Source organism: Streptomyces sp. NPDC017676, from assembly GCF_044329325.1.
Lineage (GTDB): Bacteria > Actinomycetota > Actinomycetes > Streptomycetales > Streptomycetaceae > Streptomyces.
Genome location: NZ_JBIRJA010000020.1, coordinates 161,827 through 173,927, shown reverse-complemented (window position 1 = coordinate 173,927; position 12,101 = coordinate 161,827). Strand labels below are relative to the sequence as shown.

The window sequence follows — 12,101 nt, the reverse complement described above, 5'->3', positions numbered from 1 at the left end:
CGTGCGGAGGCCGTCTTTCGGATTCAGTCACACGGGTGAGCATTCCGGGCGCTGCGGGGGTACTAGAGGGCTCTACGCCCATCGTCCCGGAGGCCCCCGCGTGAAGTCGTTCGTGCACAAGACCCTGGTGGTGCAGCTCCTCGCGCAGGGCACCGGCAGGTGTCCGGTGCTGGCCCACCTCAGCTACGACGCCGACGACCCGTTCGCCGTCAGCGCCGTCTTCGCCCACGACGGCCGGGTCCTGGCGTGCTGGCGGCTGGACCGGCAGATGCTCGCCGACGGACTGGCCGGGCCGGTCGGCGTCGGTGACGTCCGGATGCGCCCGGAGGCCACCGGCCCGTGGCACGAGCTGCGCCTGGAGTTCCTCGGGGACACCCGGCCGGACGGCGGCCGGCACCACGCGGTGGTGTTCGCGTGGGCGCCCGCCGTCGCCGCGTTCCTGCGCGAGACCCACCAGATCGTCCCCCCGGGCCGGGAGCGCATCCCGGTGGACGAACTGCTGGCGGAGATCCTCTCCGCGGCTGAGTAGCCGCGCTCGGGCTGAGTAGCCGTACTCATGCCGCCGGTCCCGGCCGGGCGCCACGATGGGGCTCTACGACCCCGAGGCCGCCCTCAGGCAAGGAGCCCCGCCGTGACCGCAGTGCACCCCGCCCCGCTCCGCGCGCCGCGCCGCGTGCCGCCCGCCCTCTTCGCCGGCGTGGTGGCCGTGGGGCTGGCCGTGTCGGCGTGGGACGCGCGCGACCGCACGACCTGGTTCCTGGAGACGGTCTGGGCGCTGGCCGGGCTGCCCCTGGTGGTACTGCTCTGGCGGCGCTTCCCCCTGACCGGGCTGCTGTGCGCGCTGCTGACCGCGCACGCGCTGGTTCTCGCGGTCGGCGGGCACTACACCTACGCGCGGGTCCCGGTGGGCGACTGGGTGCGCGACACCTTCGGCCTGGAGCGCAACCCCTACGACCGGTTCGGCCACCTGATGCAGGGCTTCGTCCCGGCGGTGCTGGTCCGTGAACTGCTCAGCCGTACCTCGCCGTTGCGCGGCAGCCGCTGGCTGGCGCCGCTCACCGTGTGCGCCTGCCTGGCCTTCAGCGCCTGCTTCGAGCTGCTGGAGTGGCTGGCGGCCGAGATCGGCGGGCACGGCGCGGACGCGTTCCTCGCCACGCAGGGCGATGTGTGGGACACCCAGTGGGACATGTTCTGCGCCCTGATCGGCTCGGTCCTGTCCCTGTCGCTGCTCGGCCGGGTCCACGACCGTCACCTGCGCGCGCTGGAGAGCACCGCCCCGGTCCGCGCCGAGCGGTAGGGGCGCCCCGGCTAGTCGCCGGAGCGGGCCGTGTGCCTGCGGCGGGCCCACAGGGGCAGGCCGTACCAGCACACGAGGTACCAGGCGACGACGGCCGCCACCAGGTACGGCACATAGCCGTCGTGCGTGGCCACCCGGAGGATCAGCAGCAGGGAGGACGTCATCGTGGCGAGCAGCAGGACCAGGCCGACGAACGTCATCCGGGAGGCCAGCCGTACCGCCTGCGGCTTGACCCGGCGGCCGGAGACCAGGCGGTGCAGGGAGACCGGTCCGATGAGGGCGCCGGTGGCGCAGGCGCCCAGGACGACGGTCACGATGTAGATCACCTGGTCGACGGTGGCGAGCTTCCCGTACTTCGGCTGGAAGACGACGGTCAGCAGGAAGCCGAACAGGATCTGCACGCCCGTCTGGGCCACCCGCACCTCTTGGATGAGCTCGCCCCACATCCGGTCGGCCCGCTCTTCCTCGGTCTCGTCGCGCCCCCTGCGCCGTCCTGCCTCCGTCATGCGGTTGCGTGTAACCGCCCGGCCGTCCCTTCAAACGGTCCGCATGCCCGCGGCTACCAGCGGTGCTCGACCTGGTCCTTGATCCGGCGGTCGTACAGCTCGCGGATCGCGGCGGACGTCTGCGGCGGCAGCGGCGGCAGCTTGGCGGCGGCGGCGTTGGCGCGGGCCTGCCCGGGGTTGCGGGCGCCCGGGATCACCGTGGTCACGCCGTCCTGCTCGATGATCCAGCGCAGCGCCAGCTGGGCCGGGGTGTACCCCTCCGGGGCGAGCGCGGCGAACTCGGCGGCGGCCTCGACGCCCGTCGCGTAGTCGACACCGGAGAAGGTCTCGCCCTGGTCGAAGGCCTCGCCGTGCCGGTTGTAGGTGCGGTGGTCGTTGGCCGCGAACACCGTGTCCTTCGTGTACTTTCCGGACAGCAGCCCGGAGGCGAGCGGCACGCGCGCGATGATGCCGACGCCGGCCGCGCGGGCGGCGGGCAGCACCTCACGCAGGGGCTTCATCCGGAACGGGTTGAGGATGATCTGCACGCTCGCCACGTTCGGCCGGGCGATGGCGGTCAGCGCCTCGGCGCAGGTCTCCACGCTCACGCCGTAGGCGGCGATCCGTTCCTCCTCGACCAGGGTGTCCAGGGCGTCGAACACCGCGTCCGAGGAGTAGACGGGGGTGGGCGGGCAGTGCAGCTGCACCAGGTCGATGCGGTCGACGCCGAGGTTGCGGCGCGAGCGGTCGTTCCAGGCGCGGAAGTTGGCCAGGACGTAGTTCTCCGGGACCTGTTCGACCCGGCGGCCCATCTTGGTGGCCACCAGCACGTGCAGATCGGGCCGGGTGCGCAGGAACGAGGCGATGGTGGCCTCGCTGCGCCCGTCGCCGTACACGTCGGCCGTGTCGAAGAAGGTCACGCCGGCCTCGGCCGCCGCCTCCAGGACGGACAGCGCCTCCTTGTCGTCCACGTCCCCCCAGTCGGCGCCCAGCTGCCATGTGCCGAGCCCGACCACCGATGCCCACTGCCCCGACCTGCCGATCACGCGTTCGTCCATGGCGTCAGTCTGTCATCCGGCCGGGGGTCCCGCGGAACCGGCCGCTCCAAATCCGCGTTCACCCGGAGGAGGTGACACCGTGCGGGCCGGATCCGGCGTCGCCCTTGACGCCGCTCGCTCCCCGAGCGGCTCACGGGCCCGGTGTCAGCTGTGCCTGGACGGCGGGCCCGTAGCGGTCGGCGAGAACGTCGGTGTCGGTCTCGCGCAGGTGGGGGCCGCGGGCGATGCCGTACATGACGCCGAGGCCGACCAGGGCGGCGACGGCGAGTTCGGCGCGCAGGCCCGCGTCGTGGCCGGTGAGCCGGGCGGCGAGGCGTTCGGTGACCTGAGCGCGGAAGTTGGCGCGCAGGACGTCGCCGTGGTCGCCGTGCAGCGGGGCGAAGGCGATGCGCAGCAGCGGGTCGGCGCCCCGCTCGCGCTGGCTGGACACGACGTGCCGGACCATGTGCCGGCCGAGGGTGTCCAGCGGCGCGTCCAGCAGGGCGTCGGCGTCGGTGTCGAAGGACATCACGCGGGCGAACAGGGCGTCCTTGTTGCCGAAGTACTTCAGGATCAGCGGCGGGCTCACCCCGGCGCGCTCGGCGACGGCCCTGAGGGTGATGTCGGCGTGCGCGTGCCGGGCCAGGAGGTGGCGGGCGGCCTTCAGGATGGCGGCCTTGGTGGCCTCGGCGTCCCGGCGTGCGGGGGCGGGCGCCTGACCGGGTGGCGTGGTCATGGTCCTCATGCTCCCTCCATGGCCTCGTCGCGGGCGCGCCGGGTGCCGCTCCGGGCCCGCCGGGCGCCCGGAGCGGAGTCGTCGCCGGGGATGGTCAGGGCCGCCGCGCAGGCCGCGAGGGCGACGGCGCCCGCCATGACGAAGGCGAGCTGGTAGCCGTGGAGGCTGGGCACGGGGACGCCTCCGAGGGGGCTGCTGTGGTGGACGAGGACGGCGGCGACGGCCGCGCTGGAGACGGCCTGGCCGATGGTGCGCATGAGGACGTTGACGCCGTTGGCGGAGGCGGTCTGGGCGGCCGGTACGGCGCGCAGGATGAGGGTGGGCAGGGCGGAGTAGGCGAGTGTGGTGCCGGTCGCCACCACGGTGGCGCCCAGGATGATCATCCACAGGTCGCGGCTGTCGGCGATGCGGAGCGCGTATCCGCAGGCGATGACGGCGGCGCCCAGCGCGAGCGTGATCCGGGGGCCGCGCGCGGCCGAGATACGGGCCGACAGCGGGGAGAACAGCAGCATGGTGACGCCGCCGGGCAGCAGACACAGGCCGGTGGCGACGATGGACAGGCCGAGGCCGTACCCGGTGGCCTTCGGCGCCTGCACCAGCTGGGCGGTGACCAGGGAGTTGGCGTAGAAGGCGAACCCGGTGAGCAGGGCCGCCACATGGGACAGGCCCACCCGTGGCCGGGTGACCAGCCGCAGGTCGACCAGGGGCCGTGCGGTGCGGAGCTGCTGCCGGCACCACAGGGCGAGCACGACGGCCGCCCCGAGGAACAGTCCGAGCACCCGTGCGCTCCCCCAGCCCCAGGTGCCGCCCTGGGAGACGCCCAGCAGCAGGCAGACCAGTCCGGCGGCGAGGCCGAGGGCGCCGAGGACGTCGAACCGGCCGGGTTCCCGCACCGGGGACTCCTTGACCGCCCACCAGGTCGCCGTGACGCCCGCCGCGCCGAGGGCGCTGGTCAGCCAGAACATGGTGTGCCAGTCGGCGTACTGCACGACCAGCGCGGCGAGCGGCAGGCCGAGCGCGGCGCCGATGCCGACGGTGGAACTCATCAGCGCCACCGCCGAGCCACGGCGTTCCGGCGGGAGTTCGTCGCGCAGGATGCTGATGGACAGCGGGACCACGGAGGCGGCGGCGCCCTGGAGCGCGCGGGCGGCGATGAGCACGCCGATGTCGGAGGAGAGCGCGCACATCACGGAGCCGACGGTCATCAGGGCGAGCGCGGCGGTGAGCACCCGGCGCTTGCCGTACATGTCGCCGGCCCGGCCGAGGACGGGGGTGAGGACGGCGCCGGAGAGCAGGGTCGCGGTGACCGTCCAGGAGACGGCGGCGGCCGAGGCGCCGGTGAGCCGGGGCAGGTCGGGCAGGAGCGGGACGACCACGGTCTGCATGACCGCCATCAGGATGCCGCCGGACGCCAGCACCGGAATGGTGAGCCGGTCGCGCAGCCGGGGCGGGGATATCGGGGCGGGCTGGTCCATCGGCGCTCCTGCGGCGGCACGGTGACGAGGTGAATACTCATTCACCTTATCGAGTGAATGGGCATTCACCAACGTTCCCTGGCCCGAATGAGGAGGCCGTGACGGCCCGGTACAGGAGAGACCGGATCTAGGCCAGGTTCTGCTCAAGGACCGCCAGATAGCTGTGCATGGAGTGGTCGCGGACGCCGTCGGAGGCGGGCGCGAACGGGTCAGCGGTGGCGCCCCTGGCCCGGTCGCCCAGCACCGAGAGCATGGGCATGGACTCGTGCAGCCGGCCCTTGGAGTCGAAGTAACGCAGGGACCGTACGTGGGTGTAGGCGGGCTCCGGCGGGAGCTGGGCGACGATGTCGTTGTTGTTGACGAAGCGGTACGTCCGGCCGCCGAATCCCTCGTGGAACGCCTCGGCCAGCAGCCGGTCGCAGGTGCGGGGCTGGCCGTAGGTGTAGACGCCGTCCGCGGCCAGGTGCGGCTCCTCCAGGTAGAGGCGGGCGCCGGCCAGCATCGCGAGCGCTCCGCCGAGGCTGTGCCCGGTGAAGTAGACGGCGTGGTCGTCGGTGCGCAGCTCGGTGAGGGCGTCGTGGACCGCCGGGTGGACCGATGCGAGGGCCTCGGCGAAGCCCTGGTGGACGTAGCCGTGACCGCCGGGTCCGGGCCGGGGCGGGGTGGTGGCGTCGGAGAGCCAGTCCCTGATCCGGTCGGGTTCGGTGCCGCGGAAAGCGGTGACGATCAACCGGTCGCTCGCCAGGGTGTACGCCTGGGTGTCCTGGAGCGGGAAGGGCGGGGTGAACCGGGTGTGGTGGTGCCGCACCTCCTCGAAGCTCCACCGGGCGGCCTGTTCCTCGATGGCGGCCCGGTCCCGGTAGGCCAGGTCGGCCGCGCGGGCCAGCCAGTAGGCGCGCTGGAGGCTGTAGCCGGTGGAGGTGTGGTCGAACGCGACGGGGACGGCCATGCGGGGCTCCTCGGGTGCCTGTCCGAACAGCACACCTAGCTCCGGCGGGCCGTGGCGCGGGCGTGCAGGGCGCGGGCGGCGCGGGGGCCGAGCCAGCGCTTGAGCCGGCGCAGCGCCTCCAGTCGGCCGGCCGCCTTGTCCAGGCCGTAGTAGAGCTGGGGCGGGACGTACGGCAGCAGGGGCGAGTGGCGCTGGCCGAGCAGGGCGAACATCCGGTGCGGGGGCAGGTGGATGTAGCGGGGCAGGTTCTCGTACCACTGGGCGCTGTGGCGGGCCGCGCTCTGCACGGACAGCAGTTCGGCCTGGCGCCGGCGCTGGTAGGCGGCGAGCGCGTCGGGCAGGCCGGGATGCGCGCGCAGGGCGTCGGCGAGGCACATGGCGTCCTCCAGGGCGAGGGTGGTGCCGGCGCCGATGGAGTAGTGGGTGGTGTGGGCCGCGTCGCCGAGCAGGACCAGGTTGCCGTCGTGCCAGGTCTCGTTGGTGAGGGTGCGGAAGGTCTGCCAGGAGGCGCCGGAGCGGGCGGTCAGGGGGTGGCCGTCGAGGACGCCGGCGAAGAGTTTCTCCAGCAGGGCGAGACCCTCGCCCTCGTCGGTCCGGTCCAGGCCGAGCCCGGTGAAGGTCTCCGGGGAGCACTCGACGACACAGGTGCTGTGCTCGCCGCTGTAGCCGTAGCCGTAGGCCCAGATCCAGCCGTGCTCGGTCTCGGTGAAGGCGAAGGTGAAGGCGTCGAAGACCTTGCTGGTGCCGAGCCAGATGTACGGGTTGCGGCCGGAGGTGGTCCGGGTGCCGAAGTGGCCGGCCCGGCGGGTGCGCAGGGCGCTGTGCACGCCGTCGGCCGCGACGACGAGGTCCGCGTCGGCGGGCGGCTCGGTGAGTTCGCTCTCGTACTCCAGGCGGACGCCCAGGGCGCGGGCCCGGGTGGCGAGCAGGTCGAGCAGGCGGTGGCGGCCGATGCCGAAGCCCTCGTCGCCGCGGTGCCGGGTCGTCAGGTCCCCTACGTGGGCGACGCCGTCGCTCCAGCGGACGGAGTGCTCCTCGATCGCCCGTGCCGACGCGGGATCGTGAGCCCGGAGCTTGTCGAGGAGGCCGCCCCAGTACGTCACGCCCCAGCCGTAGGTGGAGCCCTGCGGGTTGCGTTCGTGGACGGTGATGTCACGGGAGGGGTCCTGCCGCTTGAGCAGGATCGCGAGGTACAGACCGGCGGGCCCGCCTCCGACACAGACGACCTTCACGCGCACACCCCTGACAGTCACCGAAAGTGGTCGATCGGAACCGGAGGGTAGCAGGGTGCGGGCGTGCCCGATCGCGTCAGCCTGGCGCGGTGAGCCGCGCCACCCGGACGGAGGGCGGCCGGAAAGGATCACCGGGAATCCGGTCCACCCGGCAAGGAATTCCCCGTTCCGGGGCGGACGGGGCCACCGTCACGACAAGATCACCTTAGTTCAACCCTATACGACATGTAACTGATTGTCCGAATCACAGCCAACCGGTTCCGACCGATTTCTTCCGCTCCCCGACATCCCGATAGGCATGCGTCGTCACCACCGGACCACTCCTCAGGAGGACCCCGCATGCCCGACATCAGCCGGCGCCGCGCGCTCACCGCGGCAGCCGCCGTCGCCGCGACGGCCACGGCCGCCACCCTCGCCGCGCCCGCCGCGTCGGCGGCCGGCCACCACGCACCCGCCACGCCCGGTTCCTTCGACGAGGTCTACAAGGGCCGCCGGATACAGGGCCGTCCGGCGAGCGACGGCGGACACCACCACGAACACGGCGGCGGATACGCGGTGTTCGTCGACGGCATACGGCTGCATGTGATGCGGAACGCCGACGGGAGCTGGATCAGCGTGGTCAGCCACTACGACCCGGTGGCCACCCCGCGCGCCGCCGCCCGTGCCGCGGTGGACGAGCTGCAGGGCGCGCCGCTGCTGCCGTTCCCCGCCAACTGACCGCCCCCGCAAGGACTTCCGGAGCACCGCGCACCATGACCGTACGCAAGAACCAGGCCACCCTGACCGCCGACGAGAAGCGCCGGTTCGTCGCCGCCGTCCTCGAACTCAAGCGCGGCGGACGCTACGACGACTTCGTCCGCACGCACAACGAGTTCATCATGGCGGACACCGACAGCGGCGAGCGGACCGGCCACCGCTCCCCCTCCTTCCTGCCCTGGCACCGCAGGTTCCTGCTCGACTTCGAGCAGGCGCTGCAGTCGGTGGACGCCTCGGTCGCGCTGCCGTACTGGGACTGGAGCACCGACCGCACGGTGCGGGCCTCGCTGTGGGCGCCGGACTTCCTCGGCGGCACCGGGCGGAGCACCGACGGCCGGGTGATGGACGGCCCGTTCGCCACGTCCACGGGCAACTGGCCGGTGAACGTGCGCGTCGACAGCCGTACGTTCCTGCGCCGTTCGCTCGGCACGAGCGTGCGCGAGCTGCCGACGCGCGCCGAGGTGGAGTCGGTGCTGTCGATCGCGACGTACGACACGGCGCCGTACAACAGCGCCTCGGACGGCTTCCGCAATCACCTGGAGGGCTGGCGCGGGGTCAACCTGCACAACAGGGTGCACGTGTGGGTCGGCGGGCAGATGGCCACCGGGGTCTCCCCCAACGACCCGGTGTTCTGGCTGCACCACGCCTATGTCGACAAGCTGTGGGCGGAGTGGCAGCGGCGGCACCCGGACGCCGCGTACGCGCCGGCGGGCGGCACGCGGGACGTGGTGGACCTGAACGACACGATGAAGCCGTGGAACACCGTGCGTCCGGCGGACCTGCTGGACCACACCAGGTTCTACACGTTCGACGCCTGATCAGGCCTCGGCGGTACGGCACTCCGGGTGGCCCCAGCCCTGCGCGTTCTTGGCGATCTTCTCGCCGGCCGCGTAGGACCGGCCGCACAGGCAGCGGCCGGGGAACTTCGCCTTGATGGTGCGGGCGGACGCGGTCCCGGTGGTGCGCGTGGACGCGGCACCGCCGGTGCGGCGGGGCGCCTTCCTGCGCCCTGCCCCGGCGCCCGCCGGGGTGTCGGGCGACGGCGGGGGCTCCGGCGAGCCGAGCGCGCTGCCGGCCGCCTCCTGCACGGAGGCCGCCTGGCTGGCGGCGCGGTCGGCGAAGTCGTTCAGCGGGTCGCCGTCGACCTGGTGGGCGGGGACGTAGCGGAACTCCACGGACCGGCCGCCGAGCAGTTCGTCGATGCGGACCACCAGGTCCTGGTTGGCGACGGGCTTGCCGGCGGCGGTCTTCCAGCCGTTGCGCTTCCAGCCGGGCAGCCAGGTGGTGACGGCCTTCATCGCGTACTGGGAGTCCATCCGGATCTCCAGCGGAACGTCCGGGTCGACGGCCGTGAGCAGCCGCTCCAGGGCCGTCAGCTCGGCGACGTTGTTGGTCGCCCGGCCGAGCGGGCCCGCCTCCCAGCGGGCGGGGGTCCGCTCGTCGTCGTCCGAGACCACCCACGCCCATCCGGCCGGTCCGGGGTTCCCCTTCGAAGCCCCGTCGCACGCGGCCACCACACGTTCACGCATGTGCCCGATCATGCCATGGCCGTGCGGAGCGCTGTTCCGGGACCGGTCAGACGTCCTTGACCTTCGGCATCTCGCCCTCGGTGGTGGTGGTGTCGATCACCGAGAAGTTGGCGCCCTGCGGGTCGCTGAGCGCCGCGAACCGGCCGAAGGGGCTGCTCATCGGGCCGAAGCGGAGTATCCCGCCGAGCTTGACGGCCCGGTCGACGGCCGCGTCGCAGTCGTCGACGGTGAAGTAGACGTTGATGTAGGACGGCACCTCGGGCGGGAAGTCGTCGGTCATCCGCATCCGGCCCAGGACGGTGTCCTCGCCGACGTCGAACATCCGGAAGTCCACCGCGTCGTCCTCGATCTCCTTCATCCGGTACGGGAAGACCGCGGCGAGGAAGGCGTCCGCCTGTTCCGGCTCCCTGGTGAAGACCTCGGCCCAGCAGTAGGCGCCGGGCGTGGCCGTCGACTCGAAGCCCTCGTGGGTGCCCGCCTGCCACACGCCGAACACGGCTCCGCTGGGCTCGCGGGCCAGACACATCGTGCCGAAATCACCGACCTGCATCGGCTCCATCAGCACCTCGCCGCCGTTCTCGCGGATCTTCTCCGCGGTGGCCGCGGCGTCCGGCGAGGCGAAGTACAGGCACCACTGCGACTGGCCCTCCTGACCGGGCATGGGCGGGACGACCGCCGCCACGGCCTTGCCGTCCACGTAGGCCTGAGTGTAGTTGCCGTACTCCGACGACGACTCGCCGAAGGTCCAGCCGAGGACGTCGCCGTAGAACCGCTTGGCTCCCTCGACGTCACTGAACATCGCATCGGCCCAACAGGGCGTTCCTTCGGGTTGCACGGCCATGCTGGCGGCCCTCCTGAGGTGATGTGTCCCGTTTGTTCACGCTAGCGATCCGGGGTTCGGCCCGCGCGCCGAGCCGGGAGCCGCAATTCGGTCGACAGCGGGGTGCGCGTCCGGCTGTGATGGGCCCGGTGAACACGGTCAGGATGCGTGAGGGCGAGGTCGACATCGACCCGCCGCTGGTCGGCCGGCTGGTCGCCCGGCAGTTTCCCGAGTGGGCGGCGCTGCCCGTACGGCGCGTGAAGTCCTCCGGTACGGAGAACGTCATGTTCCGCCTGGGCACCGGACTGGTGGTACGACTGCCCCGGCACCCCGGCGCGGTCGCCGACGTGACGCACGAGCAGCGCTGGCTGCCCCGTCTCGGCCCGCTGCTGCCGGTGGCCACGCCGGAGCCGGCCGGGCTCGGCGTGCCCGACGAGGACTTCCCGTGGCCCTGGTCGGTGTACCGCTGGCTGGACGGCCGGAACCCGGTCGCCGGTGCCGTCGCGGAGCCGGAGCGCCTCGCCGAGCGGCTCGGGGCGTACGTGGCGGCGCTGCGCGGGATCGACCCGCACGACGGGCCGCCCGCCCCCCGGGGCGTGCCGCTCGCCACCCGGGACGAGCCCACCCGGGCCGCACTGGCACGGCTCCCCGCTCTCACCGACCGGATCGACACGGCGACCGTGACGGCCCTGTGGGAGGAGGCGCTGCGGGCCCCGGCCCACTCGGGGCCGCCGTGTTGGGCGCACGGGGATCTCTCCCCGGGGAACGTGCTGGTCGACGGGGACGGGCTGAGCGCGGTCATCGACTTCGGCTGCGCCGGCGTCGGCGACCCGGCCGTGGACCTGATCGTGGCCTGGAACCTGCTGCCCGCGTCCGCGCGGGACACCTTCCGCAAGGCCGTCGGCGCCGACGACGCCGAGTGGGCGCGCGGGCGGGGCTGGGCGCTGTCGATCTCGCTGATCCAGCTGCCGTACTACTGGCACACCAACCCGGCCCTGGCGGAGAACTCCCGGCATGTGATCGCCGAGATCCTCGCCGAGGCCGCGCGACGGTGACGGCGGCCGGCCGGACATCCGCTACTCGCCCGCGTACGCCTTCTCCAGCGCGGCGGCGTCCAGCTTGCCCATGCCCATCATGGCCTTGGTGGCACGCGTCGCCCTCTCCGGGTCGGGGTCGGCGACCATGTCGAGCAGCGGGGCGTAGACGACCTGCCAGGAGACGCCGTACCTGTCCTTGAGCCAGCCGCAGGGTCCGCCCTCTCCGCCGTTCTCGGTGAGCTTCGTCCAGTAGTGGTCGATCTCCTGCTGGTCGGAGCAGAGGATCTGGAAGGAGATCGCCTCGTTGAAGGTGAACTCGGGGCCGCCGTTCAGCGCGACGAACTTCTGGCCGTTGGCCGTGAACTCCGCGGTCAGCACCGAGCCGGCCGGTCCGGGACCGCCCTCGGGCCAGCGGACGACGCGCCCGAGGGCGGCGTCCTTGAAGACGGACACGTAGTGGTGCGCGGCCTCCTCCGCCTGGCCGTCGAACCAGAGACACGTGGTGAATCCGGCGGTGGTCATGAGCGCCTCCCGGGGGCGTGAACGTGGAGTGTGGAACCGGGCGTGGAACGCCGTCGTGAAGGGGGACCGCTCCCCCACGCGAAACTCATCGGTCCGTTCCCCAGCTTCCGGAAGAACCCGCCGGACGTCTCCGCCCGGCGGGTCCGGCTCCGGCTCCTCCGCCCGCGAAGTGGCCGCCCCGATTCCATGGTCGCGAAGTGGCCGCCCGCTTCCGTGGCCGCGCGGT

The 12,101-nt window shown here is 72.8% G+C and carries 14 protein-coding genes; 5 read left to right on the top strand and 9 right to left on the bottom strand.

Annotated elements, in window-relative coordinates:
• Positions 1-100: 100 nt before the first annotated feature.
• Positions 101-529, top strand: a complete 429-nt coding sequence (locus tag ACH4LD_RS35475) for an SsgA family sporulation/cell division regulator (RefSeq protein WP_398058221.1) — start codon at positions 101-103, stop codon at positions 527-529.
• A gap of 144 nt (positions 530-673) precedes the next feature.
• On the top strand, positions 674-1,297 hold the full coding sequence (locus tag ACH4LD_RS35470) for a DUF2238 domain-containing protein (protein ID WP_398058259.1): 624 nt from the start codon (positions 674-676) through the stop codon (positions 1,295-1,297).
• 11 nt (positions 1,298-1,308) lie between these two features.
• Here ACH4LD_RS35470 and ACH4LD_RS35465 read toward each other — a convergent pair whose 3' ends face one another.
• From ACH4LD_RS35465 to ACH4LD_RS35440, 6 genes are all read right to left on the bottom strand, one after another.
• On the bottom strand, positions 1,309-1,803 hold the full coding sequence (locus tag ACH4LD_RS35465) for a DUF6328 family protein (protein WP_398058220.1): 495 nt from the start codon (positions 1,801-1,803) through the stop codon (positions 1,309-1,311).
• A gap of 53 nt (positions 1,804-1,856) precedes the next feature.
• Entirely contained in the window at positions 1,857-2,840 is a 984-nt protein-coding gene (locus ACH4LD_RS35460) for an aldo/keto reductase (RefSeq protein ID WP_398058219.1), read from the bottom strand.
• A gap of 130 nt (positions 2,841-2,970) precedes the next feature.
• Complete coding sequence (locus ACH4LD_RS35455; protein WP_398058217.1) at positions 2,971-3,564, bottom strand: TetR family transcriptional regulator; 594 nt, start codon at positions 3,562-3,564, stop codon at positions 2,971-2,973.
• A complete protein-coding gene (locus ACH4LD_RS35450; protein ID WP_398058215.1) occupies positions 3,561-5,030 on the bottom strand; it encodes an MFS transporter in 1,470 nt (489 codons plus the stop codon). Before ACH4LD_RS35450 ends, ACH4LD_RS35455 begins: the two co-directional genes overlap by 4 nt.
• A gap of 127 nt (positions 5,031-5,157) precedes the next feature.
• The gene (locus tag ACH4LD_RS35445; protein ID WP_398058214.1) at positions 5,158-5,979 is read right to left on the bottom strand and encodes a lipase family protein; all 822 of its coding nucleotides are present in this window, start codon (positions 5,977-5,979) and stop codon (positions 5,158-5,160) included.
• A gap of 35 nt (positions 5,980-6,014) precedes the next feature.
• A complete protein-coding gene (locus ACH4LD_RS35440; RefSeq protein WP_398058213.1) occupies positions 6,015-7,217 on the bottom strand; it encodes an FAD-dependent monooxygenase in 1,203 nt (400 codons plus the stop codon).
• Between the two features lie 333 nt (positions 7,218-7,550).
• On the opposite strand from ACH4LD_RS35440, the gene ACH4LD_RS35435 reads away from it, so the two are divergent.
• Both ACH4LD_RS35435 and ACH4LD_RS35430 read left to right on the top strand, forming a co-directional pair.
• The gene (locus ACH4LD_RS35435) at positions 7,551-7,928 is read left to right on the top strand and encodes a tyrosinase cofactor (RefSeq protein ID WP_398058212.1); all 378 of its coding nucleotides are present in this window, start codon (positions 7,551-7,553) and stop codon (positions 7,926-7,928) included.
• A gap of 35 nt (positions 7,929-7,963) precedes the next feature.
• Positions 7,964-8,785 (top strand): tyrosinase family protein, encoded by an 822-nt coding sequence (locus tag ACH4LD_RS35430; RefSeq protein WP_398058211.1) that lies wholly within the window; start codon positions 7,964-7,966, stop codon positions 8,783-8,785.
• Here ACH4LD_RS35430 and ACH4LD_RS35425 read toward each other — a convergent pair whose 3' ends face one another.
• Together ACH4LD_RS35425 and ACH4LD_RS35420 are read right to left on the bottom strand one after the other, a co-directional pair.
• Positions 8,786-9,508: a ribonuclease H gene (locus ACH4LD_RS35425; RefSeq protein ID WP_398058210.1), complete on the bottom strand. Its 723-nt coding sequence runs from the start codon at positions 9,506-9,508 to the stop codon at positions 8,786-8,788.
• Positions 9,509-9,542: 34 nt separating this feature from the next.
• Positions 9,543-10,337 (bottom strand): VOC family protein, encoded by a 795-nt coding sequence (locus tag ACH4LD_RS35420; protein ID WP_398058209.1) that lies wholly within the window; start codon positions 10,335-10,337, stop codon positions 9,543-9,545.
• A 119-nt stretch (positions 10,338-10,456) separates the two neighbouring features.
• Between ACH4LD_RS35420 and ACH4LD_RS35415 the strand changes: the two genes are divergently transcribed.
• Positions 10,457-11,371 (top strand): aminoglycoside phosphotransferase family protein, encoded by a 915-nt coding sequence (locus tag ACH4LD_RS35415; RefSeq protein ID WP_398058258.1) that lies wholly within the window; start codon positions 10,457-10,459, stop codon positions 11,369-11,371.
• A 21-nt stretch (positions 11,372-11,392) separates the two neighbouring features.
• Here the strand turns inward: ACH4LD_RS35415 and ACH4LD_RS35410 are convergent, their stop codons facing one another.
• Positions 11,393-11,875 (bottom strand): VOC family protein, encoded by a 483-nt coding sequence (locus ACH4LD_RS35410; protein WP_132790413.1) that lies wholly within the window; start codon positions 11,873-11,875, stop codon positions 11,393-11,395.
• Positions 11,876-12,101: the final 226 nt, after the last annotated feature.